This is a genomic window from Rhodococcus indonesiensis (assembly GCF_047782815.1).
Classification (GTDB): domain Bacteria; phylum Actinomycetota; class Actinomycetes; order Mycobacteriales; family Mycobacteriaceae; genus Rhodococcus; species Rhodococcus indonesiensis.
Genome location: NZ_CP180630.1, coordinates 498,396 through 523,872 on the forward strand (window position 1 = coordinate 498,396; position 25,477 = coordinate 523,872).

At 70.4% G+C, this 25,477-nt stretch carries 31 protein-coding genes; 23 read left to right on the top strand and 8 right to left on the bottom strand.

The genetic code is table 11. The features are described from left to right. The first annotated feature begins 131 nt into the window (after positions 1 to 131). The 19 genes from ACM26Y_RS02350 (at position 132) to ACM26Y_RS02440 (ending at position 16,179) form a co-directional block, all read left to right on the top strand. Positions 132 to 509 (top strand): ArsR/SmtB family transcription factor, encoded by a 378-nt coding sequence (locus ACM26Y_RS02350; protein WP_416063601.1) that lies wholly within the window; start codon positions 132 to 134, stop codon positions 507 to 509. A gap of 72 nt (positions 510 to 581) precedes the next feature. After that, complete coding sequence (locus ACM26Y_RS02355; protein WP_003935329.1) at positions 582 to 911, top strand: hydrogenase maturation nickel metallochaperone HypA; 330 nt, start codon at positions 582 to 584, stop codon at positions 909 to 911. A 4-nt stretch (positions 912 to 915) separates the two neighbouring features. Beyond that, complete coding sequence (gene hypB / locus ACM26Y_RS02360) at positions 916 to 1,725, top strand: hydrogenase nickel incorporation protein HypB (RefSeq protein ID WP_416062550.1); 810 nt, start codon at positions 916 to 918, stop codon at positions 1,723 to 1,725. A gap of 111 nt (positions 1,726 to 1,836) precedes the next feature. After that, complete coding sequence (locus ACM26Y_RS02365; protein WP_003935327.1) at positions 1,837 to 2,892, top strand: NiFe hydrogenase small subunit; 1,056 nt, start codon at positions 1,837 to 1,839, stop codon at positions 2,890 to 2,892. Positions 2,893 to 2,916: 24 nt separating this feature from the next. Beyond that, positions 2,917 to 4,701 carry a nickel-dependent hydrogenase large subunit gene (locus ACM26Y_RS02370; RefSeq protein WP_124258524.1) on the top strand — a complete coding sequence of 595 codons (1,785 nt, stop codon included), beginning with the start codon at positions 2,917 to 2,919 and terminating at the stop codon, positions 4,699 to 4,701. Positions 4,702 to 4,704: 3 nt separating this feature from the next. After that, a complete protein-coding gene (locus ACM26Y_RS02375) occupies positions 4,705 to 5,577 on the top strand; it encodes a NifU family protein (protein WP_416062551.1) in 873 nt (290 codons plus the stop codon). Beyond that, entirely contained in the window at positions 5,577 to 6,203 is a 627-nt protein-coding gene (locus tag ACM26Y_RS02380) for a DUF5947 family protein (protein WP_416062552.1), read from the top strand. The genes ACM26Y_RS02375 and ACM26Y_RS02380 overlap by 1 nt, the downstream gene beginning before the upstream one ends. After that, a complete protein-coding gene (locus ACM26Y_RS02385) occupies positions 6,200 to 6,871 on the top strand; it encodes a DUF6084 family protein (protein ID WP_371383714.1) in 672 nt (223 codons plus the stop codon). Before ACM26Y_RS02380 ends, ACM26Y_RS02385 begins: the two co-directional genes overlap by 4 nt. After that, complete coding sequence (locus ACM26Y_RS02390) at positions 6,868 to 8,244, top strand: hypothetical protein (protein ID WP_416062553.1); 1,377 nt, start codon at positions 6,868 to 6,870, stop codon at positions 8,242 to 8,244. The genes ACM26Y_RS02385 and ACM26Y_RS02390 overlap by 4 nt, the downstream gene beginning before the upstream one ends. Next, positions 8,241 to 8,360, top strand: a complete 120-nt coding sequence (locus tag ACM26Y_RS02395; protein ID WP_003935321.1) for a DUF6893 family small protein — start codon at positions 8,241 to 8,243, stop codon at positions 8,358 to 8,360. Before ACM26Y_RS02390 ends, ACM26Y_RS02395 begins: the two co-directional genes overlap by 4 nt. Position 8,361: 1 nt before the next feature. Next, on the top strand, positions 8,362 to 8,859 hold the full coding sequence (locus ACM26Y_RS02400) for a hydrogenase maturation protease (protein ID WP_416062554.1): 498 nt from the start codon (positions 8,362 to 8,364) through the stop codon (positions 8,857 to 8,859). Between the two features lie 3 nt (positions 8,860 to 8,862). Further along, on the top strand, positions 8,863 to 9,120 hold the full coding sequence (locus tag ACM26Y_RS02405) for a HypC/HybG/HupF family hydrogenase formation chaperone (RefSeq protein ID WP_003935319.1): 258 nt from the start codon (positions 8,863 to 8,865) through the stop codon (positions 9,118 to 9,120). Further along, positions 9,117 to 11,459: a carbamoyltransferase HypF gene (hypF, locus tag ACM26Y_RS02410; protein WP_416062555.1), complete on the top strand. Its 2,343-nt coding sequence runs from the start codon at positions 9,117 to 9,119 to the stop codon at positions 11,457 to 11,459. Before ACM26Y_RS02405 ends, hypF begins: the two co-directional genes overlap by 4 nt. Continuing rightward, positions 11,456 to 12,211, top strand: a complete 756-nt coding sequence (locus ACM26Y_RS02415; protein WP_289377581.1) for a HypC/HybG/HupF family hydrogenase formation chaperone — start codon at positions 11,456 to 11,458, stop codon at positions 12,209 to 12,211. Before hypF ends, ACM26Y_RS02415 begins: the two co-directional genes overlap by 4 nt. Next, positions 12,208 to 12,888: an SIS domain-containing protein gene (locus ACM26Y_RS02420; RefSeq protein WP_054373157.1), complete on the top strand. Its 681-nt coding sequence runs from the start codon at positions 12,208 to 12,210 to the stop codon at positions 12,886 to 12,888. Before ACM26Y_RS02415 ends, ACM26Y_RS02420 begins: the two co-directional genes overlap by 4 nt. Beyond that, positions 12,885 to 13,970, top strand: coding sequence for a hydrogenase expression/formation protein HypE (gene hypE / locus ACM26Y_RS02425; RefSeq protein ID WP_416062556.1), 1,086 nt, complete (start codon positions 12,885 to 12,887; stop codon positions 13,968 to 13,970). The genes ACM26Y_RS02420 and hypE overlap by 4 nt, the downstream gene beginning before the upstream one ends. A 16-nt stretch (positions 13,971 to 13,986) precedes the next feature. After that, complete coding sequence (locus ACM26Y_RS02430) at positions 13,987 to 14,259, top strand: HypC/HybG/HupF family hydrogenase formation chaperone (protein WP_003935313.1); 273 nt, start codon at positions 13,987 to 13,989, stop codon at positions 14,257 to 14,259. A 27-nt stretch (positions 14,260 to 14,286) separates the two neighbouring features. Beyond that, positions 14,287 to 15,420, top strand: coding sequence for a hydrogenase formation protein HypD (hypD, locus tag ACM26Y_RS02435; RefSeq protein WP_416062557.1), 1,134 nt, complete (start codon positions 14,287 to 14,289; stop codon positions 15,418 to 15,420). Between the two features lie 18 nt (positions 15,421 to 15,438). After that, positions 15,439 to 16,179 carry a DUF6390 family protein gene (locus tag ACM26Y_RS02440; protein WP_238586330.1) on the top strand — a complete coding sequence of 247 codons (741 nt, stop codon included), beginning with the start codon at positions 15,439 to 15,441 and terminating at the stop codon, positions 16,177 to 16,179. Positions 16,180 to 16,185: 6 nt separating this feature from the next. On the opposite strand, the gene ACM26Y_RS02445 is transcribed toward ACM26Y_RS02440, so the two are convergent. From ACM26Y_RS02445 to ACM26Y_RS02460, 4 genes are read right to left on the bottom strand one after another with little or no spacing between them, the layout of a single operon-like run. After that, positions 16,186 to 16,938 carry an energy-coupling factor ABC transporter ATP-binding protein gene (locus ACM26Y_RS02445; protein WP_416062558.1) on the bottom strand — a complete coding sequence of 251 codons (753 nt, stop codon included), beginning with the start codon at positions 16,936 to 16,938 and terminating at the stop codon, positions 16,186 to 16,188. Beyond that, on the bottom strand, positions 16,935 to 17,693 hold the full coding sequence (cbiQ, locus tag ACM26Y_RS02450) for a cobalt ECF transporter T component CbiQ (protein WP_416062559.1): 759 nt from the start codon (positions 17,691 to 17,693) through the stop codon (positions 16,935 to 16,937). Before cbiQ ends, ACM26Y_RS02445 begins: the two co-directional genes overlap by 4 nt. Then, positions 17,690 to 18,049: a PDGLE domain-containing protein gene (locus ACM26Y_RS02455; RefSeq protein WP_416062560.1), complete on the bottom strand. Its 360-nt coding sequence runs from the start codon at positions 18,047 to 18,049 to the stop codon at positions 17,690 to 17,692. Before ACM26Y_RS02455 ends, cbiQ begins: the two co-directional genes overlap by 4 nt. Then, positions 18,046 to 18,735, bottom strand: coding sequence for an energy-coupling factor ABC transporter permease (locus ACM26Y_RS02460; protein ID WP_416062561.1), 690 nt, complete (start codon positions 18,733 to 18,735; stop codon positions 18,046 to 18,048). Before ACM26Y_RS02460 ends, ACM26Y_RS02455 begins: the two co-directional genes overlap by 4 nt. A 245-nt stretch (positions 18,736 to 18,980) precedes the next feature. Between ACM26Y_RS02460 and ACM26Y_RS02465 the strand changes: the two genes are divergently transcribed. Continuing rightward, positions 18,981 to 19,373, top strand: coding sequence for a hypothetical protein (locus tag ACM26Y_RS02465; RefSeq protein ID WP_289377574.1), 393 nt, complete (start codon positions 18,981 to 18,983; stop codon positions 19,371 to 19,373). Between the two features lie 116 nt (positions 19,374 to 19,489). On the opposite strand, the gene ACM26Y_RS02470 is transcribed toward ACM26Y_RS02465, so the two are convergent. Next, entirely contained in the window at positions 19,490 to 19,924 is a 435-nt protein-coding gene (locus ACM26Y_RS02470) for a hypothetical protein (RefSeq protein ID WP_054373152.1), read from the bottom strand. A 130-nt stretch (positions 19,925 to 20,054) separates the two neighbouring features. Here ACM26Y_RS02470 and ACM26Y_RS02475 point away from each other — a divergent pair, with 130 nt between their 5' ends. The 3 genes from ACM26Y_RS02475 to ACM26Y_RS02485 are packed head-to-tail and all read left to right on the top strand — an operon-like array spanning position 20,055 to position 21,462. Continuing rightward, on the top strand, positions 20,055 to 20,384 hold the full coding sequence (locus tag ACM26Y_RS02475; RefSeq protein WP_416062562.1) for an ArsR/SmtB family transcription factor: 330 nt from the start codon (positions 20,055 to 20,057) through the stop codon (positions 20,382 to 20,384). Beyond that, positions 20,384 to 21,121 carry a cation diffusion facilitator family transporter gene (locus tag ACM26Y_RS02480; protein ID WP_416062563.1) on the top strand — a complete coding sequence of 246 codons (738 nt, stop codon included), beginning with the start codon at positions 20,384 to 20,386 and terminating at the stop codon, positions 21,119 to 21,121. The genes ACM26Y_RS02475 and ACM26Y_RS02480 overlap by 1 nt, the downstream gene beginning before the upstream one ends. After that, complete coding sequence (locus ACM26Y_RS02485) at positions 21,121 to 21,462, top strand: DUF3703 domain-containing protein (protein ID WP_416063602.1); 342 nt, start codon at positions 21,121 to 21,123, stop codon at positions 21,460 to 21,462. Before ACM26Y_RS02480 ends, ACM26Y_RS02485 begins: the two co-directional genes overlap by 1 nt. A 27-nt stretch (positions 21,463 to 21,489) precedes the next feature. Here the strand turns inward: ACM26Y_RS02485 and ACM26Y_RS02490 are convergent, their stop codons facing one another. From ACM26Y_RS02490 to ACM26Y_RS02500, 3 genes are all read right to left on the bottom strand, one after another. Continuing rightward, a complete protein-coding gene (locus ACM26Y_RS02490) occupies positions 21,490 to 22,335 on the bottom strand; it encodes a PhzF family phenazine biosynthesis protein (protein ID WP_416062564.1) in 846 nt (281 codons plus the stop codon). Positions 22,336 to 22,554: 219 nt separating this feature from the next. Further along, positions 22,555 to 23,895, bottom strand: a complete 1,341-nt coding sequence (locus tag ACM26Y_RS02495) for an MFS transporter (RefSeq protein ID WP_003935300.1) — start codon at positions 23,893 to 23,895, stop codon at positions 22,555 to 22,557. A gap of 25 nt (positions 23,896 to 23,920) precedes the next feature. Further along, positions 23,921 to 25,444 (bottom strand): acyl-CoA synthetase, encoded by a 1,524-nt coding sequence (locus ACM26Y_RS02500; RefSeq protein ID WP_416062565.1) that lies wholly within the window; start codon positions 25,442 to 25,444, stop codon positions 23,921 to 23,923. Positions 25,445 to 25,477: the final 33 nt, after the last annotated feature.

Sequence of the window (25,477 nt, forward strand, 5' to 3'; positions counted from 1 at the left end):
CCACGGTCTACCCCTCCTACTGTAGGGCCGGCTGGTGGGGCGAGGGGCCACCCGGTCCGCACACGCGGTACGGGTGTGGGCACAACGACGGCCACCGGGTTCGTAGACTCCATCCCATGACGTCCGGCGCAATGTTCGACCCCGCCGACGTGCAGCGCGCCGTTGCGGCACTGCACATGCCGGACATCGACCGGTGGGCCCACCGCTTCGAACTGTTGTCGGACGTGAACCGGCTGCGCTTGCTGCTGTGCCTGCACCACGCGCCGGGCATCTGTGTCACGGACCTTGCCGCAGCCCTGGAGATGACCGGCACCGCGGTGTCCCACGCGCTGCGCCTGCTGCGCAACCAGGGCTGGGTGGCGGCGGAACGTGAGGGTCGAATGGTGCGGTACCGCCTCGTGGACGAGACGGTCCACGAGTTGCTGCATTCGATCGGCGCGACCCACCAGCACGCCGGGCACACACACCCGGACCATGACCACGCCGGCCCGGAGAGCGGAAGCATCTGATTCCGCGTCCCCGAGGCGGGCCCACGGCCTATCGTGGAGACGAGCCCGTGAAGTGGGCGGAGTGGGGCCGCGATGCACGAATTGTCGATCGCGCAGAGCGTCGTGGACGCGGTGTGCGAGCACGCCGGCGACCGTCGCGTGCACAGTGTGCGCGTCGCGGTGGGAGCGCTGTGTGCCGTGATCCCCGACTCGATGCTGTTCTGCTTCGAGCTGGTCACGGTGGGCACCGTCGCGGAAGGTGCGCGATTGGACATCGAGACGCCCGCCGGTGTCGGGCAGTGCCGGGACTGCGGTGCAGAATTCGCTCTGTCGGATCCGATCCTGTTGTGCTCCTGTGGAAGTGCCGATGTCGAAGTGCGGTCGGGCCGCGAGCTTCGAATCGTGTCGATGGAGGTGAGCTGAAGCGATGTGTGCCACCTGTGGCTGTGACGACGAGGCGGGGCCGCGGATCACGGTGCCGCACGAGCACGACCTTCCTCACGGCCACGGCCACGGCCACGACCACGGCCACGGCCACGGGCACGAGCACGAGCACGGGCACGACGGTGCGCCGGTGCAGACCGAGACCGTCACGCTCGAACAGCAGGTGCTCGCGAAGAACGACCTGCTCGCCGAGCGTACGCGGGGGTGGCTCGCGGGTCGCGGCGTGACGGCGATCAACGTGATGAGTTCACCGGGGGCCGGCAAGACCACCCTGCTCGAACGAACGATCCGGGAGTTGTCCGGCTCTGCGCCGATCGCGGTGATCGAGGGCGACCAGGAGACCCTGCTCGATGCCGAGCGCATCCGCTCGGCGGGATGTGTCGCGGTGCAGGTCAATACCGGCGCCGGATGCCATCTCGACGCACAGATGATGCATGACGCGCTCATCGCCCTGGATCCGGCTCCGGGAACGCTGGTGTTCGTCGAGAACGTGGGCAATCTGGTGTGCCCGGCCCTCTTCGACCTGGGGGAGCAGGCCAAGGTGGTGATCATCTCGACGCCGGAGGGAACGGACAAACCGCTCAAGTATCCGCACATCTTCGCGGTCGCCGATCTCGTCGTCGTCAACAAGGTCGACCTGCTGCCGTACGTCGACTTCGAGCTCGAAACCTGTGGCCTCCACGCAGGATCGGTCAATCCCGGCGTGGAGGTGCTCGCGGTGTCGGCCTCCACGGGGGAGGGCATGGAGGCGTGGTACCGCTGGATCGCCGACCGCCGGTCGGGACGATCATGATTCGTTGACATCCCTCCGGAACGGGGCGTTAATAGAGAAAGCGCCGCGCAAGTGGGCCGAAGGTCGACTCCTGCGGCGCAGGAGCGTGGGGCGCTCCGGAAAGTGGTCGGCATGCCCACACCCGAAGCTCAGGCGGCCGAAGAGGCATTGATCCACGTGCTGTGGATCAACGCCGGGCTCAGTTGTGACGGCGATTCCGTGGCTCTCACCGCCGCCACGCAACCCAGTGTGGAAGAGATTGCACTCGGCGCGCTGCCGGGGCTGCCGAAGGTCGCGGTGCATTGGCCGCTGATCGATTTCGAATGCGGTCCCGAGGGGGGTGCGGACGACTTCCTCGAATGGTTCCGCAAGGCGGACCGCGGCGAGCTCGAACCGTTCGTCCTGGTGGTCGAGGGCTCGATCCCCAACGAGAAGCTGCACGACGAGGGGTACTGGTCCGGCTTCGGCAACAACGAAGAGACCGGACAACCGATCACCACCAGCGAGTGGCTGGACCGGTTGGCGCCGAAGGCCACGGCGATCGTCGCGGCGGGCACCTGCGCCACGTACGGCGGCATTCACGCCATGGCTGGTAACCCGACCGGCGCGATGGGTGTGCCCGACTATCTGGGCTGGGAATGGAAGTCGAAGGCGGGTATCCCGATCGTGTGCGTGCCGGGATGCCCCATCCAGCCGGACAACCTGTCCGAGACGCTGACCTACCTGCTGTACCAGGCGACGAATCAAGCGCCGATGATCCCGCTGGACGAGGCGCTGCGGCCGCAGTGGCTGTTCGGCATCACCGTGCACGAGGGCTGCGATCGCGCCGGGTACTACGAGCAGGGCGACTTCGCCACCGAGTACGGCTCCCCGAAGTGCATCGTGAAGATCGGCTGCTGGGGACCGGTCGTCAAATGCAATGTCCCCAAACGGGGTTGGATGAACGGAATCGGTGGATGCCCCAACGTCGGAGGTATCTGCATCGGCTGCACGATGCCCGGCTTCCCGGACAAGTTCATGCCGTTCATGGACGAGCCGCCCGGGGGAAAGCTCTCGACGAGAGCCGTGGGCGTGTACGGCTCGGCGGTGCGGCAGCTGCGGAGTCTGACGAAGAGCACATTGGACAAGGAGCCGTCCTGGCGTACGCCCGGCACGGAACTCACCACCGGCGCGACCCGTACCTGGTAGTCCCGCCCCGAGAGAGGCAGCCCGATGACAGCCACCGTCCCCGATCCCGCCGCCGGCAGCAATCTGGTGGAGATGGCGTGGGATCCGATCACCAGAATCGTGGGCAGTCTGGGTATCTACACGAAGATCGACTTCGCGAACCGTGAAGTGGCCGAATGTCACAGCACCTCGTCGATCTTCCGCGGCTACTCGCTGTTCATGAAGGGCAAGGACCCGCGCGACGCGCACTTCATCACCAGCCGCATCTGCGGCATCTGCGGGGACAACCACGCGACCTGTTCCTGCTACGCACAGAACATGGCGTACGGCGCCAAGCCCCCGCACCTGGGCGAGTGGATCGTCAACCTCGGGGAGGCCGCGGAATACATGTTCGACCACAACATCTTCCAGGAGAACCTGGTAGGGGTCGACTACTGCGAGAAGATGGTCTCCGAGACCAACCCGGGGGTGCTGGCGAAGGCCGAGAACACCCGTGCCCCCCGGGAGGACCAGCACGGCTACCGCACGATCGCGGACATCATGCGCTCGCTCAATCCGTTCACCGGCGAGTTCTACCGCGAGGCACTGCACGTGAGCCGCTCGACCCGGGAGATGTTCTGTCTCATGGAGGGTCGCCACGTACACCCGTCCACCCTGTACCCGGGCGGCGTCGGCACGGTCGCCACCATCCAGCTGATGACCGACTACCTGACCCGGCTCATGCGCTACGTCGAGTTCATGAAGAAGGTCGTGCCCATGCACGACGACCTGTTCGACTTCTTCTACGAGGCGCTGCCGGGGTACGAAAAGGTGGGACTGCGGCGCACCCTGCTCGGGTGCTGGGGGTCGTTCCAGGACCCGGAGACGTGCAACTTCGCCTACCGGGACATGGAGGACTGGGGCCGGAAGATGTTCGTCACCCCGGGGGTGGTCGTCGACGGCAAGCTGGTGACGACCTCGCTGGTGGACATCAACCTGGGCCTGCGCATCCTGCTCGGCTCCTCGTACTACGAGGACTGGACGGATCAGGAGATGTTCGTGAAGACCGATCCGCTGGGCAACCCGGTGGACCGGCGCCATCCCTGGAACCAGCACACCAATCCGAGACCACAGAAGCGCGATCTCGAGGACAAGTACAGCTGGGTGATGTCGCCCCGCTGGTTCGACGGCACCGACTACCTGGCCCTCGACACCGGGGGCGGGCCGCTGGCCCGGTTGTGGTCGACGGCGCTGGCCGGGCTCGTCGACATCGGCTACGTCAAGTCCACCGGGTCGAGCGTGCAGATCAACCTCCCCAAGACCGCGCTGAAGGGGCCGGTGACGCTGGAGTGGAAGATCCCGCAGCACGGCAGCAACACTCTCGAACGCAACCGGGCCCGCACCTACTTCCAGGCCTACGCCGCGGCGTGCGCCCTGCACTTCGCCGAGAAGGCGCTGGTGGAGATCCGGGCCGGCCGCACCAAGACCTGGGAACCGTTCGAGGTGCCCGACGAGGGCATCGGCTGCGGATTCACCGAGGCGGTGCGGGGCGTCCTTTCGCATCATCTGGTGATCCGTGACGGGAAGATCGCCAACTACCATCCGTATCCGCCGACGCCGTGGAACGCCAGCCCGCGGGACAGCTACGGCACGCCCGGCCCGTACGAGGACGCGGTGCAGGGGCAGCCGATCTTCGAGGAGAACGACCGAGAGCACTTCAAGGGCATCGACATCATGCGCACCGTGCGCAGTTTCGACCCGTGCCTGCCCTGCGGGGTGCACATGTATCTCGGAGACGGGAAGACCCTCGAGAAACTGCACTCGCCGACCCAGTCGGTCACCGGGGAGTGACGGATGGAGCGATGGCGCGAGTCGGGTGAACGGATCGAGGCACTGCTGGACGCGAGCTCTGCGGCCGGGCCGGCGGCGCGCGAACGGGCCGAGGACCTGGTCCGGGAGGTGATGGGACTCTACGGGGCGGGACTGGCCGGAATCTGCGAGGCGCTCGCCCGGCATCCCGGCGCGATGGACGACCTGGCCCGCGACGATCTGGTCGCCAGCCTGCTGCTGGTCCACGGGCTGCACCCGCACGACGTGGAGACCCGGGTGCGCACGGCACTGGACGGGGTGCGCCCGTACCTCGGGTCCCACGGCGGGGACGTCGAGCTGGTCGCGATCCGCGACGACGTGGTCCGGTTGCGTCTGCTCGGCAGCTGCCACGGATGCCCGTCGTCGGCGGTGACCCTGGAGCTGGCCGTGCAGGAGGCGGTGCGGGCGGCGGCGCCGGAGATCACCGAGCTCGAGGTCGAGACCGCCGACTCCACGGGGCAAGGACTCATCCCGGCGGCGGCACTGTTCACCCGAGTGCATACCGATGTTCGTGGAACATGGTGTGCGGCGCCAGAACTCGACGAGATACCGGAAGGGGAGGTCGGCGGCTTCGTCGTCGCCGGACTGCCGGTCCTGGTGTGCCGCGTCGACGGTGAGCTCCTCGCCTACCGGGACCGGTGCCCGGTCTGCACTCGTGCGTTCGCCGGCGCGACGCTGCACCGGCGAGCCGGGGCCGGCACGGACGCGGCGGTGCTGCGGTGCCCGACCTGTGCGGCGCACTTCGACGTGCGCGCTGCCGGGGTCCGGCTCGACGGGGGCGAGGAACACCTCGAACCGGTGCCGGTGCTGGTGCGGGACGGGGTGCTGTCGGTGGCCGTGCCCGCCGGGGTGGCGTGATGCCGTCCCCCTTCGAGGTCCTGCAGCGTATCGCCGCACCCCGGCCGAAGGGGGAGCGCTGCGAGATGTGCGCCGTGGGCATCGACGACGGGCACGGGCACGTCGTCGACGTGCAGGCACGCCAGCTGATGTGCGTATGCCGGGCCTGCTGTCTGCTGTTCACCGACCCCGGGGCGGGACTGCGCTACCGGGCGGTGCCGGAGCGGTACCTGTCCTTCCCGGAGTTCGCGCTCACCGCCGGCGCTTGGGAAAGCCTCGAGATCCCGGTGAACCTGGCGTTCTTCTTCCGGAATTCGTCCCTGGACCGGACCGTCGCGTTCTATCCCGGCCCGGCCGGCGCGACGGAATCGGAACTGCCGCTCGACGCCTGGGAGGCGCTGTGCGGCGGCAACCCGTCGCTCGTGCCCCCGCTGCCGGACGTGGAGGCGCTGATCGTGCGGGTTCCGCGACGGGCCGCCGCCGTCTGTCATCTGGTACCCATCGATGCCTGCTACGCGCTGGTCGGCCGGCTGCGACAGGTCTGGCGCGGCTTCGACGGCGGCACCGAGGCCCGTGCCGAGCTCGACGCCTTCTTCGCGGAGGTCGCCCGGCGGAGCCGGCCCGTCCCGGGGAGGAGGCAGACGTGACCGCCCTGGACTTCACGGTCGTCGACATCGCTCCCGAACCGTATGCCGCCACCCCGAGCCTCACCGCGCGCCTCCGGATCCGGGAAACCACGGGTGCGCCGGTGCACAGCGTGGCGCTGCGCTGCCAGGTGCGCCTGGAACCGGCACGCCGACGCTACGGTCCGGACGCCGAGGCCGCGTTGGGAGACCTGTTCGGCACGCGCGACCGGTGGGGCAGCACCCTCTCCTCGTTCGCGTGGTTGCAGACCTCCACGATGGTGCCGGGCTTCGTCGGCGAGTGCGAGACGGCACTACCGCTACCTTGCACGTACGACTTCGAGGTCGCGGCCGCCCGGTATCTGCACGCCCTCGGCGACGGCGCGGTGCCGCTGCTGCTGCTGTTCAGCGGAACGGTGTTCGGCCGCGGCGACGGTGGGGTGGCCGTCGAGCCGGTGCCGTGGGACCGCGAGGCCCGCTACGACCTGCCGGTCACGGTGTGGCACGAGATGATCCGCAGCCACTTCCCCGGCACCGGGTTCGCCCGCATGGGACACGACACGCTGGCCGCGCTGACCCGGTACAAGGTGGCGCACGGGCACACCGATCTCGACGCGGCGGTCACCGAACTGCTCGTCGCGGCCGAGGCGAGGCCGGCCGCGGCGACCGGGGCGGGGGAGGCGGCGTCGTGACCGTACAGAGGCAGGCCGATCGGGTGCGGGCCGTGGCCGACGCTGTGCTGTACGAGGGCTACCTGCTGTATCCGTATCGGGCGAGTTCCCGTAAGAACCACTCCCGCTGGCAGTTCGGTGTGCTCGGTCCGCCCGGCGCCGCCGCCGCCGGGATCGGTGAGGAGCCGGCGCTGGCCACGCAGTGTGTGCTGCGCCCCCTGCGCGCCGACGCCACGATCGACGTGGTCGTGCGGTTCCTGCAACTGCAGACCCGGACGGTGCAGCGCCGCGACGGCGACGACTACGTCACCGTGCCCGAACTGACCGTCGCGGGCCGCTCGTGGATCGGGTGGGACGAGGCCGTGGAATGCGAGATTCCCCTCGGGCCGATGCCGGTCGGCGAATTCACCGCCCCACACACGGTTCCGGTCGCCGTCCCCGGCGGCACGGACGTCGAACCGCTCACCGCCGCGGACGGTGCGGTCACCGGCCGGGTGGTACGCACGCGACGGCCGGTGCACGCCGTCGTCCGCGTGGAGGCAACTGCGTCCACCGGAGTCGATTCGCCGATGCGCCTGGACCTCGCCGTCGAGAACACCGGCGACCCGCCCGTGGACACCGCCGACGCGCTGCGACGGTCGCTGATCGGCGCGCATCTGATCCTCGCCGCGCGCGGCGGGCGATTCGTCTCGCTCCTCGAGCCGCCCGCCGACGTCGCCGGCCTCGTGGACGAGTGCGCACATACCCGCTGTTTCCCGGTCCTCGTCGGCGACGCCGACCCCGCCGTGCCCGGCGAGGCAGCCACGCTGCTGGTGTCCCCGATCATCCTGTACGACCATCCGCAGGTCGCCGAGCAGAGCGGCGGGGATCTGTTCGACGCCACCGAGATCGACGAGATCCTCACCCTGCGGGTGCTGACCCTGACCGACGAGGAGAAGGCCGAGGCGCGGGCCACCGATCCGCGGGCCGCGCAGATCGTCGAACGCTGCGAGACGATGACCCCCGCCGAGATGCAGGCCCTGCACGGGATCCTGCGGGACCCGCACCGCGAGGGCGGGCTGATTCCCGAACTGCCCGACGGCGTCGACTGGTGGACCCCCGAGGCGGACACCAGCGTCCGGCCCGAAACGGACGGGGTGCTGGTCGGCGGGGTCCGGGTCGCGCAGGGCAGCCTGGTGCGGCTGCACCCGTCGCGCCGGGCCGACGCGCAGGACCTGTTCTTCCGGGACCGGGTGGCGCGCGTGGCCACCGTGCACGCCGACGTCGACGGCGAGACCCATGTCGGGGTCGTCCTCGTCGACGATCCGGCCGCGGACCTGCACGACTGGTACGGGCGCTACCTGTACTTCGCGCCCGACGAACTCGAACCGCTCGGGAGGAAAGAGGAGCTATGAGATTCATCGGAATGCTGACCACTGCGGCACTGGCCGCCGCGGTGATCGGCGGTGTGGTCGTGACGGTGCAGTCGCTGCCGGACATCCAGCGGTACCTGCGGATGCGCAGGATGTGACGTGGTGCGGATCCTGGTGGCGGGCATCGGCAACATCTTCCTCGGCGACGACGGCTTCGGCCCCGAGGTGGTGCGGCGGGTCCCGGCCGACACACCCGGAACCAGGGTGGTGGACTACGGGATCCGCGGCATGCACCTGGCCTACGACCTGCTCGACGGGTGGGACGCGCTCGTGCTCGTCGACGCCGTGCCCGGCGCCGGCGAGCCGGGTGCCGTGCGGGTCTTCGAAGCCGACACCGCCACGCGGGGTCCGGTGGGCCTCGACGCGCACGGCATGGACCCGGCCGCGGTGTTCGCGAGCCTCGCGGCGCTCGGCGGGCAGGCGCCCCCTACCGTGGTGGTGGGCTGCCAGGTGGCGGCGGTCGAGGAGGGCATCGGGCTGTCTCCGCCGGTGGCCGCGGCCGTCGGCCCGGCCGTCGATGCCGTCCTCCGCACCGTGCGCCGCCTGCGTGCGGAGGCGCAGCCGGCGGGAGCCGCGGTCGCCGGGAACGAGGGCTGAGCGGTGTGCCTCGGCATCCCGGGACGGGTGATCCGGCGGCTCGACGGTTACGCCGGGCAGCTCGCCCTCGTCGACGTGGCCGGCGAGGAGCGCAAGGTGAACGTCGGCATGCTCGACGACCCCGACCTCGCGCCCGGCGACTGGATCGTCATCCACATGGGCTTCGCGATGGAGCGGGTCGACGAGGCCGGCGCGCGGCGCGCGATGCAGGGGCTCGAACTGATGGGACGGCCCCGGGACGAACCGGGAGCGGCGCCGTGAACCCCGTGGCCGAGCGCCGGCGTCTGGTGGTGCGGGGTGTGGTGCAGGGCGTCGGATTCCGGCCGTTCGTCGCCGGGTTGGCCCGCGAGTTGCGCCTGGGCGGGTACTGCGGCAACGACGACTCCGGGGTGTTCCTCGAGGTCGAGGGTGCCGCCGCGGATCTGGACGAGTTCACCCGCCGCCTGCGCGGCGACGCACCGCCGCTCGCCGTGCTCGTCGATGTGACCGCCGTGCCGCGAATGCCTCTCGGCGAGGACGACTTCCGCATCGTCGAGAGTCACCACGCCGACGGGGCGCGCACCCTGATTCCGCCGGACGTGGCGACCTGCGCCGACTGCCTGCGTGAGTTGAACGATCCCGCCGACCGGCGCTACCGGCATCCCTTCGTCAACTGCACCCACTGCGGGCCCCGCTACACGGTGATCACCGACCTGCCGTACGACCGGCCGGCGACGACCATGGCCCGGTTCCCCATGTGCCCGAGCTGCGCCCACGAATACACCGATCCGACGGACCGCCGCTATCATGCCCAGCCGATCTGCTGCCCGGACTGCGGCCCGCGGATCTTCGCCGTCCGCGGCGACCGCCGAGTCGACGGAGACGCGGAGGTGCTGGCCACGGTGCAGGCGGCGCTCGCCGCCGGGGACATCGTGGCGGTCAAGGGACTCGGCGGCTTCCATCTCGTGTGCGATGCCACGAACCCCGCCGCGGTGAACCGACTGCGGGAGCGGAAACACCGTCCGGACAAGCCGTTCGCCGTAATGGCTCCGGACGTGGCGGCCGTCGCGGCGGTGTGCCGGACGTCCGCGGCCGAGCGGGCAGCGCTCACCGCGCCGGCCCGGCCGATCGTGTTGCTGCGGTCCCGTCCCGGCGCGGCCGTCGCCGACGCGGTGGCACCCGGGCTCGACGAGCTCGGGGTGATGCTGCCGTACACCCCGCTGCACCATCTGCTGTTCGCGCCGGTACCCGGGCACGAGAACCCCGTGCCGCGGCTGCTGGTGGCGACGTCGGGAAACCTGTCCGGCGAGCCCCTCTGCTTCCGCAACGACGATGCCGTGGCCCGGCTCGGCGGCATGGCCGATCTGTTCCTGATGCACGACCGGGACATCGCGGTGCCGTGCGAGGACTCGGTGGTCGCGGTCGCCGACGGCGTCGAACTGCCGCTGCGGCGCTCCCGGGGATTTGCGCCGATGCCGGTGCTGCTCGGTGGTGCGGCGCCGGTGGTCCTCGCTGTCGGCGGCGAGGTGAAGAACACCTTCTGCCTGACCCGGCAGGACTATGCCTTCTGTTCGGCGCATCTCGGGGACATGGGCACGGTGGAGAGCCGTCGCGCCTTCGAGGCGTCGGTCGCGCAGCTGATCGCGCTGCACCGCGTCACCCCCGAGGTGGTGGTGGCCGACGCCCATCCCGGCTACGCGACCCGGGAGTGGGCCGAACGCTACTGCGAGGATCACGACGTCGAGCTGCGCACAGTGCAACACCACCACGCGCACGTCGCGTCTCTGCTCGCCGAGCATCACCGGCTCGGTACCCCCGTGCTGGGGATCGCGTTCGACGGCACCGGGTACGGCTGCGACCGCACCGTCTGGGGCGGGGAACTGCTGCTGGTGGGAGCGGATCCCCGCGACGCCCGGCGCGCCGGGCACCTGCGTTCGTTCCCGCTGCCCGGCGGCGACGTCGCCGTGCGCACTCCGGCCCGGGTCGCGCTGGCCGTGCTGCGGGAGGCCGGCATCGAGGAGATCGAGGACCTGCCGTGCGTGAGGGCGCTCGGTGCCGCCGAACGCGCCGTGGTGGACTCGCAGCTGGCGTCGGGCGTCGGCTGCGTGCGCACCACCAGCGCCGGCCGGCTGTTCGACGCGGTGGCCTCCGTGCTGGGGGTGCGGCACCGGATCAGCTACGAGGCGCAGGCTGCGATCGAACTCGAGGTGCTGGCGCGTACCGCCACGGATGCCGCGCCGATGCATTCGTCGCTGCGCGGGAACGAGCTGGATTGGGCCGGCACGCTGGCCTGCCTCGTCGCCGGCGTCCGGCTCGGGATCCCGGCCGCGGACCTCGCGGCAGGCTTCCACCGTGCGCTGGCATCGGCAACAGTGCGGCTGGCGGCCCGGATCGCTGACGCGGCGGAGGTACGCACCATCGGCTTGACGGGCGGCGTGTTCCAGAATCGGCTCCTGCTGGACATGATGCGAACTATGCTGCAGGACAGAGGGTTCGAAGTGCTGACACACAGGCGGGTGCCACCGAACGACGGTGGCCTGTCGCTGGGGCAGGCGGCGCTCGCCGCCGCGTTCGCACACAGCCGGGCCGTGGACCCTGCCGGGACGGGACGAGCGCGATGACATCGACACACGACACCGAGCCGATCGGCGCGGAACTCGCTGCCGACCTCGCCGCGACGGCGCTGGGCCTGGCCCGCCGGTTCCATGCCGGGGCGACCCTGTGGGTGGTGTCCCCGCAGTGGGAGCCACACGCCCATCACGTGGCGGTCGAGTTCGTGCACCCCGTGATCATGGGGAAACGGGCATTGCCGTCGGTGTCGCTCGTGGAGCCGGACCCGGTCGCCCAGTGCCGGGTCGCCGCCCGCCCCGGCGACGTGATCCTGGCGGTCGCCTCCGCAGATCAGCCGGCCGTGCGCGAGATCGCCCGGCGCGCACCCGCGTGGGGCACCGACACCATCTGGATCGGGGCCGGTCCGCGGCCCGCGCCCGGTGCGGCCACTCATGTGCTGTGGGTGGACTCGGACGATCCGATGGTGCCCGCCACCGGGCGATTCGTGCTGCTGTACCACCTGCTGTGGGAGCTGACGCACGTGTGCTTCGAGCATCCCGGTCTGCTCACCGATCCGGGCTGCACCGACGAGGTGTGCGTGACCTGCAGCGACGAGGGCCGGCTCGGTGAGGTGGTGTGGCCGGCCGACGACACCGGCGCCGCGCCGGTGCGGACCGCGGCCGGCCGGGAGCGGGTCGACGTCTCCCTCCTCGGCGACGTCGAGCCCGGTGATCTGGTGCTGGTGCACGGCGGCGTCGCCATCACCAGACTCGACGCGCGGGAACTCGATGCTGGGGAGCTCGACGAGGGGGGACGGCTGTGAGCACCGAACCGGACGACACCGACTTCCTGTACCCGTTCATCGACGCGCAGGAGCACGACGCCACCACCCTGTTGCGCGATCTTGCGGCGTCGGCCCGCGGCAAGGCGGCCGACAGCGCGCGTCTGCAACGGGCGTCGCTCGAAGAATGGGGCGAGGACCTCGTCGCGGCGGGCCGGCGCATGGCCGAGCGCTTCGCCCGCGGCGGCCGGCTCTACACCTTCGGCAACGGCGGCAGCTCCACCGACGCGGCGACCCTGGCGACGCTGTTCAGCCGGCCGGCCCGGGGACGGCCGGTGCCGGCCTGGTCGCTCGCCGCGGATCAGGCAGTGGTGACGGCGCTCGGCAACGACGTCGGGTTCGAGCTGATCTTCTCGCGGCAGATCATCGCGCACGCGCACGGCGACGACGTCGCGATCGCCCTGTCCACCTCCGGCAACTCCGACGACCTGATGACGGCGCTGGCGGAGGCGCGGCGGCGGGGACTGCTCACCATCGGATTCGCCGGGCACGACGGCGGCCGGATGGCCGCCACCGACGATCTGGACTTCTGCTTCACGATCCGCTCGCAGAGCATCCACCGGATCCAGGAGAGCCATGCCCTGATCGGGTATCGGCTGTGGTCGGCCGCGCAGGAACACCTGGCGCGCGCGGAATCGGCGACAGGAGGCGGACGGTGAGCACATCGGCCGAACGCGAGGACCGGGTCCTCGAACGGATCGAGGAGTTCCGGCGGCGCCGGCCGCGCCTACGCGACACGGTGATCTCGCTCTCGCACGGCGCTGGAGGCAAGGCCTCCGCAGCACTGGTGGATTCGGTGTTCGTCGATGCCTTCCGCAACACCGAACTCGAGCAGCTCGGCGACGCCGCCACCGTGCGCCTCGACGCAGCGGAGAGACTGTCGTTCTCCACCGACTCGTTCGTCGTCAAGCCGCTGTCGTTTCCGGGCGGCTCGATCGGGCACCTGGCCGTGCACGGCACGGTCAACGACCTCGCCGTGTCGGGCGCGCGGCCGCGGTGGCTGTCCGCGGCGTTCGTCATCGAGGAGGGCTTCGAGATCGCGCGGCTGCGCGAGATCGTCGCCGACATGGCTGCGGCCGCCACCCGGTCCGGGGTCGAGATCGTCACCGGCGACACCAAGGTGGTGGGCCGGGGCGCCGCCGACGGGCTCTACATCAGCACCGCCGGGGTCGGCCTGGTACCCGCAGGGCGCCGCCTCGGACCCGACCTGGTGCGCCCCGGCGACCGGGTGCTGATCTCCGGAACGCTCGGCGATCACGGCATGGCGGTGCTGCTGGCTCGCGGCGACCTGGCGATCGAAGCGGATATCGCCTCCGACACGGCGCCGGTGCACGAGATGGTGGCGGCCCTGCTCGCGGCCGCGCCGTCGACCCGGTGGATGCGCGACCCCACCCGCGGTGGCGTCGGCACCGTCTGCAACGAGCTTGCGCAGGCCACCGGGCTGGCGGTGGTGCTCGACGAGGCCGCGCTGCCGATCCGGCCGACGGTCACCGGGGCGTGCGACATGCTCGGTATCGACCCGCTGTACGTCGCCAACGAGGGCAAGTTCGTCGCGGTCGTCGCCCCGGACGAGGCGGACGCCGCCCTCGCCGCACTGCGGGCGTGCCCCGGCGGCGGCGACGCCGCGGAGATCGGGGAGATCCTGGCCGAACCGGAGGGCGTCGTCGCGTTGCGTACCGCGTTCGGGGGCAGCCGGATCGTGGACATGCTCGTGGGCGACCCGCTGCCCCGGATCTGCTGAGGTGAGGAGAGACGTAATGTGCCTGGGAATTCCCGGCCGGGTGGTCGACATGGTCGACCCCGCCCAGGATCTGGCGAAGGTGGACGTCAACGGCGTGCAGCGCGCAATCAGCGTCCGGCTGCTCGCCGGCACCGGCCTGCAGGTCGGGGACTGGGTGCTGGTGCACGTCGGCTTCGCGATGGCCCGGATCGACGAGGACGAGGCGAAGCTGACCCTCGAGCAGGTGCGCAAGATGGGCGCCGACTACGTCAACGAGATCGAAGCCTTCAGTGCGTCCGAGATCGCCTGAGCACCGGATGAAAGGCGGAGCAGGATCATGAAATTCGTCGACGAGTTCCGCGACCCCGCCGCGGCGCGCGCCCTGGTGGCCTCGATCACCGACCTCGCCGCCGGGGACGAGTTCAAGTTCATGGAGGTGTGCGGCGGCCACACCCACACCATCTACCGGCACGGCATCGAACACCTGCTGCCCGCGTCGGTGGAGTTGGTGCACGGCCCCGGCTGTCCTGTGTGCGTGATCCCCATGGGCCGCATCGACGACGCCATGTGGTTGGCCGAGCAACCGAACGTGGTGTTCACGACGTTCGGGGACATGATGCGGGTGCCCGGCTCGCGCGGAAACCTGCTCGAGGCCAAGGCCCGCGGCGCCGACGTCCGATTCGTGTATTCCCCACTGGACGCCCTGAAGATCGCGGTGGACCACCCGGACCGGCATGTGGTGTTCTTCGCCGTCGGATTCGAGACCACCGCTCCGTCCACGGCGGTGACGCTCGTGCGGGCGAGACAACTCGGCCTGAGCAACTTCACGGTGTTCTGCAATCACGTGACAATCGTGCCGCCCATCAAGGCGATCCTCGAGTCGCCGGATCTGCGGCTCTCGGGATTTCTCGGACCGGGTCACGTGTCGACGGTGGTGGGACTGCGTCCCTATCGCTTCGTCCCCGCCGTGTACGGAAAACCGATCGTGGTGGCCGGATTCGAGCCGCTCGACATACTTGCCTCCGTGCACATGCTGCTGCGGCAGATCCGGGAAGGCCGATGCGAGGTGGAGAACCAGTACAGCCGGGTGGTGCGGCCCGAGGGCAACGTGCAGGCACTGCGGCTGCTGGCGCAGACGTTCGCGCTGCGGCCGCACTTCGAGTGGCGGGGACTCGGATTCATCTCGCAGAGTGCGCTCGGCATCCATCCCGACTATGCGGACTTCGACGCCGAGCAGCGGTTCTCGATGCCCGGCCTGCGCGTCGCCGACCCGAAGGCGTGTCAGTGCGGCGAAGTGCTCAAGGGCGTCATCAAACCGTGGGAATGCAAAGTCTTCGGCACGGCGTGCACGCCGGAGACACCCATCGGCACCTGCATGGTGTCGCCGGAAGGGGCATGTGCGGCCTACTACAACTTCGGCCGGCTGCACCGGGACACCGCGGCGCTGGTGGGGCAACGCGGAACGGCCTGATCGGTGGCGGTGGCAGTGGTGACGGAGGGGCAGGTGCTCTTCGCCCGCTACGCCCATGCGCCGAACGCGCTCGGTTATTGCGGCCCGGCAGGGGCGGCGGCCCTCGAGGCGGCCGCATGTGGGCACGGCGACGGCGCGGCGGTCGTGGCCGCCGCCCGGCGGTTCACCGGAGCGTGGCCCTATCAGGAGCTGATCGCGGCCCTGGCCGGCCGGAGCGACCCCCTCGACGCAGAGGTGGTGCGCGCCTACTGGACGGGCAACGCCCTGACGGACCGGATCGACCCGGTGGAGTTCGGGACCCGGCTGCTCGAGCGGTTGGGCACGCAGGCGGGGCACTACTGGACTCACCTGACACCCGAACTGATTGCCGAGGCCGCGCCGACGCACGCATTCCACGTGCTGGGGGTGTACCCGTGGTCGCGACTGCTGACGACCGGGATGCCCCAGCCGGTGCAGGTTCTCGATTCCTGCCGGATCCGCTGGGGCACCGTCGTCGACGTCGGCCCCGACACGGCGACGGTGCGCAGCCGCCGGCTCGAGTTCGACGGTGCCCGCCTGCGTCTCGGCACGGAACGCGCCGAGACGGTCCGGCGCCGCACCGGTGCGGGGGTGTTCGTGCCGGGGCTGCGGCTCGGAGAACATGTTGCGCTGCACTGGGATTTCTTGTGCGACCGGCTCCGGGAGGAGGAGGTGGGACGGCTGGAGGCCGCGACGGTGCGGCAGCTCGACCGTACCAACGGCCGGCTCGCCGCGGGGTGACGGCACTCAGCGCGGGTCGGTCTGGGGCAGGGTGAAACCCCACGGTAGTTCCAGCCGGTTCGCGGTGAGCAGGTCCGTGTCGGCGAGCAGGGTGGCGATCGGACCGTCCGCGACGAGTCGTCCGTCGCTCACGATCACGGCCCGGCCGCACACCTGCGCGGCGTACGGCAGGTCGTGGGTGACCAGCAGCAGGGTGGCGTCGATGCCGAGGAGGACCTCGGCCAGTTCCCGCCGGGCGACGGGATCGAGGTCTGTGGACGGCTCGTCCAGGACCAGAACGTCTGGCCGGCACGCCAGCACGGTGGCGAGGGCGACCCGGCGACGCTGCCCCGCGGACAGGTGCGCAGTGTTGCGGTCGGCGTGCTCGGTCATGCCGACCGTCTCGAGGGCCTCGCGAACCCGGGTGTCGAGTTCTTTTGCGGGAACGCCGAAGTTGGCGGGCCCGAACGCAACGTCCTGTGCGACGGTCGGCATGAACAACTGATCGTCGGGATCCTGGAACACCAGTCCGACTCGACGCCGGATCTCACGCAGGGTGTTACGCCCGACCGGCAGCCCGCCGATCCGGACGGTCCCCGACGACGGGGTCAGTACGCCGTTCAGGTGCAGCATCAGGGTGGTCTTGCCGGCGCCGTTCGGGCCGAGGACCGCGACCCGCTCACCGGCGGTGACGGCGAGGTCGATGCCGTCGAGGGCGCAGTGCCCGTCGGGGTGGACGTGCCGTACCCCCGTCAGCAGCACGGCCGGTTCCGGGGTCATGCCGTCACCCAGGCAGCGGCGCACACGGCACCGGCGGCGACGGCCGGCAGCAGGCCCACGGCCCAGGCCACTGCGGTGGCGGGAGGACCGAAGATCGGGACGGCGCCGGTGAATCCGCGGGAGATCATGGCCAGATGCACCCGCTCACCGCGCTCGTAGGCGCGGACGAACAGCCCCCCGATTCCCCGGGCCGTCGCTCCGATGCGGTGGAGGGTGCGTGGGTCGTCACCACGGGAGATCCGGGCACGGTGCATTCGGTTTGCCTCGGCAGCAAGCAGTTCGAGGTAACGCAGCATGAGCACCGCTACCGTCGTGATCAGTGGTGGAACCCGGAGGCGGGCCAAACCGGCGGGCAGGTCCTGGGCCGGGGTGGTGGCCGCGAGGACGAGGGAGACGAGCACCCCGAGGGTGCCCTTGACCAGAATGCCCCACGCCGCATACAGGCCTGGAACCGACAGCGAGACCCCCAGGACGCCGACCCGCTCGCCCGCCTCGGCGAAGGGGAGCAGGACGGCGAGCACGACGAACGGTGCCTCGATCGACATGCGCGGCGCCAGCCAGGCGCAGCGGATCCCGGCGAGTACACAGATCACCGCGACGACCGCGAAATGGAGGGCGAATGCCCACATCGCCTCGCGCGGAGTGGCGACAACGGCGAAGACGAATGTCGTTGCGGCGACGATCTTCACCTCGGTGGGCAGACGGTGCACAGCAGTCGTCGCGCGTGCAGGCCCGATCGGCAGCGCGGTGGTCACGGCTGCGGTCCCGGAGGGTTCCCGGATGCGCCCCGTCGGCGGACGAGGAGACGGAACAGTATTGTGGCAACCACCGTCGTCGCGGCGACGCCGAGAACCCCGGCTACGCCGGTGGCTCCGGTGTGACCGGCTACCGTGTAGCCGGCCAGCGGTCCCGTGTCCCACGGATGATCCGCGGCCTCACTCGCCGGGCATTCCCCGGTCATGACGGTGCTACCGTCGACTTCGGCCACGGCACATCCCCGCGCGGTTGCGGCCTCGAGTCCGTCGGGGCTCGAATCGGCAAGGTACGACAGCACCCCCGCGCACAGGAACGCCGCCACCGCGAACAGGATCGACACACGCCGGCGCGTCATGCCGGTGCCCGGGTCGGCTGCCGCAGCTGGCGGAACAGATAGACGAGGTCGGGCCGCGCCCGGGCCACCGCGACGACGGTGACGGCGGTGACGAGTCCTTCACCGGCGCCGATGAGTACGTGGGTGCCGAGCAGAAACGCAGCGACGGTGCCGGCAGACCCGGCGGTGCCGCCGACCGCGTACTCGACCAGGAACCCGGTTGCCGCTGCGACAGTCGCGACCAGCGCTGCGCCGAAAGAGATCACGCCGAGGGCCGGTCCGGACGGGTACCGGCGCAGCAGTGGACGCAGCGCCACGGCCGTGCCGTACCCGGCGACGACGCCGAGCAGGGCCATGTTGGTGACGTTGGCGCCGAGGGCGGTGAGACCGCCGTCGGCGAAGAGCAGTGACTGCACGACCAGGACGACCGTCAGGCACAGAGCAGCGGTCGCGGGACCGACCAGGACGGCGGCGAGCGCGCCGCCGAGTACGTGCCCGCTCACTCCCGGCAGGACCGGGAAGTTGATCATCTGCAGGGCGAAGACGAACGCCGCGACGAGGCCGGCCAGGGGAGCGGTGCGCTCGTCGAGCTCGGACCGGGCCTTGCGGAGCGCCACCGCGAGGCCGAGCGCGGCGACGACCAAGAACAGCAGGGAGGTCCGCGCGTCGAGTAGACCGTCGCTCATGTGCATGGCTACGACGTCCATCGGAAGAACCTCCGAGACGTGAGGATGCGTCCACGCGATTCTAGCTGCCCACCTGAACAACTGAACAGGCTTTCGGCCGTCGGGCCGGTTCGTCCGGTTCCGCCGGGACCTTCGTGCGGGGCGGTCCGCGGTCGGGCCTACTGCCGTCTCCCGGCGAGATCGGCTGTCGACAAACGCGGCGCCGCGTGCTCGGATGGAGCGAGGGGGTCCATTCGTCGGAATGCTCGAATCCCCGAGGAGAAACGATGAACGACGGAACCGGAAGGCAAGAGGAACCGCAGTCGGAGCGGGGTGCCCCCGGCTCGCGCGATTTGGGCTCCACCGGCCCCGGAGGAGGGCCCGCGGACCGTCCCGCCGGCGCGTTCGAGGACGACGAGATGATCTCTGCCGAACCTGGCGACGCGGAGTCGCACCGCCCCGGGCACACCACGACGGTCGGGGACGCGGACGCGGTCGTCCCGCCCTACGAGGGGCGGACGGAGCACGGGGATGTCCGTCCCGCACCGGACGACAGGGGAGAGGCGAGCACCGGGGGTGCCGGACGGCCGGTGGCCGACGAGGCCCGTAAGTCGGCGGAGTCCTCCGAGACCCCGGGTGGCGCCACGACGTCGCCGACCGAGGAGCGGCCCGCCGGGTGAGCCGACACGACCCGGAGGTGACGACGAAGGATCGGCCCGCCGACCGGGCAGAGGTGCACCGCGCCGAGGACACGCGCTGATCGGGCAGAGCGTCGAGCCCGGTGCGCCGGGTCCGGTCAGACGAACGTGCGCGCCAGAACGATCGCCAGCGCGATCAGCAGGGCGACCTTGACGACTTCGAGCGCCACGTAGGCGTAGTGCACCTTCGAGCGGGGTGCATCCTCGCCGGCGAGGATGCGGTTCGATCGGCGTGTCAGCGGCGGCCGGATCACCGCCACCTGCACCACCAGCACGGTCACGGTCACCAGCAGCAGCACCCAGCCCGCCGTGCCCGGCGGGAGGATCAGGCACGCGACGATCAGCACGACGGCGAGAACGACCTCGACCGTGTTCAGGGCCCGGAACACCAGGCGGCCGATGCCGAGCCCGAGCGGGACCGTGATCCCCGGTGCCCGGAACTTCAAGGGCGCTTCCAGGAAGGAGATGGCGAGCACCATTCCGAGCCAGAGCATCGGCACGAACAGTTCGACGTAACGCGCGAGAGTGTCCATCACCCGTCCTCGGCTGCGGTCGGCATGTGGCCGCCGAGTCTAGTGGCGGTGCGACGTCCGGCACCGCGCTTCGCGGCCGTCCCCCGATACACCCTTTTCTGAATACAGAATTCGATGTACATTCGAGCTCGTGGAGGCGGTGGAGCATCACGAGGCGCTGTCCCGGTTCGGTCATGCCCTCTCGGATCCGACCCGGACGCGGATTCTGCTGACCCTGCGGCGTGGTCCGGGGTATCCCTCGGAACTCGCCGAAGCGATCGGCGTCAGCCGGCAGATCCTCTCGAATCACCTGGCGTGCCTGCGTGGGTGCGGTCTGGTCGTCGCGGTGCCCGAAGGCCGGCGCAGTCGTTACGAACTCGCCGATCGCCGGATCGGGCACGCGCTCGACGACCTGCTCGGCCTGGTCCTGGCCGTGGACCCCTCGTGCTGCCCCACCGCCGCAGCCGAGGACTGCTGCTGATGTCCGCGCGACGGTCCGCCGCGTCGTCGACGCCGTCCCGGGCGGTGCCCACGAAACGCAGGTCCGTGCTCACGAAACGGATCCGGCTGCTGGTGACCGCGACGATCGCGTACAACATCGTCGAAGCGAGCGTCGCGTTGACCGAGGGCGCGCGGGCGTCGTCGACGGCGCTGATCGGGTTCGGGCTCGATTCGCTGATCGAGGTGTCCTCCGCCGCCGCGGTGGCCTGGCAGTTCGCCGGCCGAGACCCGGAGGCCCGCGAGAAGGCCTCGCTGCGGATCATCGCGTTCTCGTTCTTCGGGCTCGCCCTGTATGTCGGCGTCGACTCGATCCGATCGCTGCTCGGGATCGGTGAACCCCGGCACTCGCCGGTCGGGATCGCGCTGGCCGCGGCGAGCCTGGTGATCATGCCCGTGTTGTCCTGGGCTCAGCGGCGTACCGGGCGTGAACTCGGATCCGCCTCCGCCGTAGCCGATTCGAAGCAGACGCTGCTGTGCACGTACCTCTCGGCCGTGCTGCTGATCGGGCTGGTACTCAACAGCGCATTCGGTCTGTCGTGGGCCGATCCGGTCGCGGCACTCGTCATTGCGGTCTTCGCGGTGCGGGAAGGACTCGAAGCCTGGAGGGGCCGAACCTGCTGTCCCGTAACCGCAGTGGTGACCGATGACGCGCCGGAATGCTGCTGCGGATCCGAATGCGATTGTTGCCGAACCACTCCCGACCCGAAGGATCGATGATGCCTCGTACCGGTGCCACTGTCCGAGCCCGCTACCGACAGGAGATGACGGCGTCGAGAACCGCCCGCGACGCGCAACAGCGGTGGCGCCATCTCGAACGCGCACACATCCTCTCGCAGCCGGACCCGTGGCTGCACACCTGCAACCACGCCGCGATGCTCGCCCTGGCCCTGCGCTGCCGTGACCGCCGCGAGGCTCTCGGGCAGGTCGTGCGGATCCTCGTGGCTGCCCCCGGTTCGATGACCGGCCGGTACCCCGACGGCAACACCGGACGGGTCGCCGCCGGGCTGACCACCCCGATGCCGGTCCCCGACGATCTGGCCCGGGTGCTGTCGGCGTAGTCGCGCGGACCCGCCCGCGATCGGTGCTCACAGGTGCACGGTGCCTCGGATACAGGTCGTGCTGGATCCTCCGATCCACACCTCGCCGCCCGACGAATGCACGGTCAGGATGCCGTGGCGGCCGACGCGAGTGCCCTGACGCGCCCGGTAGTCGGCCGGCGCGAGGCCGGCACCGATCAGCCACTGGGCCAGGCCCGCGTTGAGGCTTCCCGTCACCGGATCCTCCCGGATGCCTACGGGTGCCGCGAAGGCGCGCACCTCGAACTGGTGCGGTGATCCCGGCGGGTAGGGACCGACGACGCCGAGGACGAGGTCGCGCATGTGCTGGTCGTCGGGTTCGAGGTCGAGCACCTCCTGCGCGGACCCGAGCAGGACCGCGGCCCAGCCGGGTCCGTTGTCGACCCAGTTGTGCGCCACGATTCGCGCACGGTCGATCCCGAGCCCCCGGGCGATCCGGGACAGGTGTTCGTCGTCGAGGTCGCCGCGACGGACCGGTTCGGGAGCCCGGAACGCCAGGGACTCGTCGCCGCGGCGCAGCGCGACGAGTCCGGCTCCGCACTCCTGAACGAGCAGACCCGGGCTGTTCGGCACCCCGCCGGCCTCGAGCCACGCGTGCGCCGAGCCGAGGGTGGGGTGACCGGCGAACGGGATCTCCGCGGCCGGGGTGAAGATGCGTAGCCGGTAGTCGGCCCCGGCGGTCGTCGGGGGAAGGACGAACGTGGTCTCGGACAGGTTCGTCCACGCCGCGAACTGCGCCATCGCCTCGTCCGGGATGCCGGCGCCGTCGAGAACCACCGCGACCGGGTTTCCCCGGTACGGTTCGGCGGCGAACACGTCGACCTGCGTGAACTCCCGGGAACGTGGCTGCACCATTGCGTCTCCTTCGTCCGTCGATGCCGTCCCATTGTGGTCACCGAATCGGCGGTACGCACGCGAATATCCGGCCACTCGAGACGGCGTTCGAGCAGTTCTCCGAGGCGGTGGAGACTTCGGCGCGGGCGTATCCGGAGCACCGGCCGACGCGACGCCGACCGGGGGCGGAAACTCCGAGGGCGCGCAGGGATGCCCTGCGCGCCCTCGGAGTTTCGTGGATCAGTGCTCGTAGGTGCTCAGATCGCGGTCCTTGCTCTCCTTCGCCAGGAGGATGAACACCGCGCTCAGCACTGCCAGGCCGATCATGAACGCCGCGACGAGTCCGGTGCCGCCGCCGGCGGCCGCCTGCAGCGACGCGAGGATCACCGGGGTGAAGCCCGCGCCGAGCAACGTCGCGCCCTGGTAGCCGAGCGAGGCGCCGGTGTACCGGGCTGCGGTGCCGAACTGCTCGGCGATGTACGCCGCCATCGGACCGTAGGTCGCGGACTGGCAGACGCCGAAACCGAGCACGAACCCGAGCGTCACCAGCGCGACGTTGCCGGACGACAGCAGCACCAGGATCGGCACGATCAGCACGACGAACGCGCCGAGGCCGAAGAGCATCACCGGGCGCCGGCCGACGCGGTCGGAGAGGCGGGCGAATCCGAGCAGGGTGAAGATCGCGACGAACTGGCAGACGGCGAACGCCATCAGCGCCTGCGATCGGGTCACCCCGGAATGGGATGCGTAACCGATGGCGAACGTGGTGAACATGGTCTGGATCCCGAAGCTGGCCATGCAGCCCAGGGCGACGAGCAGCAGATTCCGCGGCCGGCGCAGGATGCTCAGAATCGGCGGGGTGGGCCGGTCCGCGGCGGCGGCATCGACCTCGGCCTGCCGCGCCATCGCCTCCCGGAACAGCGGGCTCTCGGACACCCGGGCCCGGACGAACAGGCCGACGGCCAGCATCACCGCGGACAGCAGGAACGGGATGCGCCAGCCCCACGACAGGAAGTCGTCCTCGGGCAGCAGCGCCACCAGCGCCAGGGCGAGGGTGCCGAGCAGCGAACCGGTGGGTGCCCCGGCATTGGTGAACGCCGCCGCGAAACCGCGTCCCCGTCCCCCGACGTGCTCGAGGGACATGAGCGCCGCCCCACCCCACTCGCCGCCGACGGCGATGCCCTGGCACACGCGCAGCAGCACGAGAATGATCGCGGCCCACGATCCGATCGCCGACGCGGGCGGGACGAGGCCGATGAGGAACGATGCCACGCCCATGACCGTCATCGAGATCAGCAGCATCGACTTGCGGCCGTACCGGTCGCCGAAGTGCCCGAAGACGATGCCACCGAAGGGGCGGGCCAGATAACCCGCAGCGAACGTCCCCATCGACGCGATGGTTCCGGCGAGCGGGGACAGATCCGAGAAGAACACGGGGGCGAAGACGATCGCCGCCGCGGTCGCATAGAGCAGAAAGTCGTAGAACTCGATCGTGCTGCCCAGGTAGCTCGACAGCACGACGCGTCGAACTTCCTTCTTCCTCTGGGCCGCAGTGATGTCCGCGGATGCGGTGACGGTCATGTGAGCTCCTGCAGTAACAGTCGGGTCAGTGGGCGTACTGCTCGCGCAACGTGTCCTTGCGGACCTTGCCGGTGGCGTTGCGGGGGATCTCGTCGAGAACGAGGAGGGACTTGGGGATCTTGTACTTGGCGAGACGCTCGCCGAGGAAGGCGAACAGCTCGTCCTCGGTGAGGGTGACGCCGTCGGCGAGGGTGACCGCCGCCCGGCCTACCTCACCCCATTTCTCGTCGGGCACACCGAAGACGGCGCAGCCGAGCACACCGGGCAGGTCGAGGATGGCGGCCTCCACCTCCGCGGGGTAGATGTTCTCGCCACCCGAGATGATCATGTCCTTGAGCCGGTCGACGATCGTGACGAAGCCGTCCTCGTCGGGAACACCCACGTCGCCGGAGCGGAACCAGCCGTCGCCGGTGAAGGCGTCCGCGGTGGCGTCGGGCCGATTCCAGTAGCGCTGCATCACATTCGGCCCGGAGATCTGGATCTCGCCACGGTCGCCGGCGGTGACCGCGGAGCCGTCGGGATCGACGACGCGCACGTCGGTGAAGAAGTGGGGGGCGCCCGCGGTGCCGATCTTGCGTTCGGCGTCCTTGGGGGTGAGTATCAGTGCGCCCGGCCCGGTCTCGGTCAGCCCGTACCCCTGACAGAGGCGGACGCCCCGGGCGGTGTAGGTCTGGAGGGTCCGCGGGGGAACCGGTGCGGCCGCGACGATCCAGCGACGAATCGAACTCAGGTCGGTGCGGTCCCAGTTCGGGTGGGCGCTCATCGCGTCGAGCATCGTGGGCACCCCGAACGAGTAGGTGACTCTTTCGGTTTCGATCAGGTGCAGGATTCGGCCCGGCTCGAAACCTTCCTCGACGAGCACGGTGCCACCCTTGAGCAGGGTGGGCAGGGCGACGAAGTTCAATGCGGCGGTGTGGAACAGGGGAGCGGCGACGAGAGCCACCTCGTCCGAGACGAAGTCGAGGTCGACGATCGGGTTCATCACCGCGAACACCACGTTCCCGTGGCTGAGGACGACACCCTTGGGCCGGCCCGTCGTGCCGGAGGTGTACATGATGAAGCACGGGTCGTCGTGTGTGACCGGGACGTCGAGGCGGTCGGTGGTGGCGGCCGCGACGATCGTCTCGTAGCCGACAGCCCGGTCGTCGGGCTCGCCGTCGAGGACCACGCGCCGGGTGGTTCCGGCCGCGGTCGCGGCGGCCTCGGCGACGTCCGTGAGGGCAGCGGAATGGACCAGGACGGTGCTGCCGGAGTCGGCCAGGCAGTACTCCACCTCGGGGGTGGTCAGCCGGGCGTTGAGTGGCACGAACACCGCCCCGAGCAGACCGGCGGCGAACAGCACCTCGAGATAGGCGGGGTGGTTCGCCGACAGCAGCGCGACGCGGTCCCCGGGGCCGACGCCCAGGGCACGCAGGGCGTGGGCGAGCCGGGTGACCCGCTCGTCGAGTTCGCGGTAGGTGATGCCGGTGCCGCGGAAGGCGAGCGCGACCGCGTCGGGGGCCTGCCGGGCGCGTCGGTGCGGCCACGTACCGGTGCCTTGGTTGAGCACGGGATCTCCTCGATGCCTAGGGGTTCGGGATTT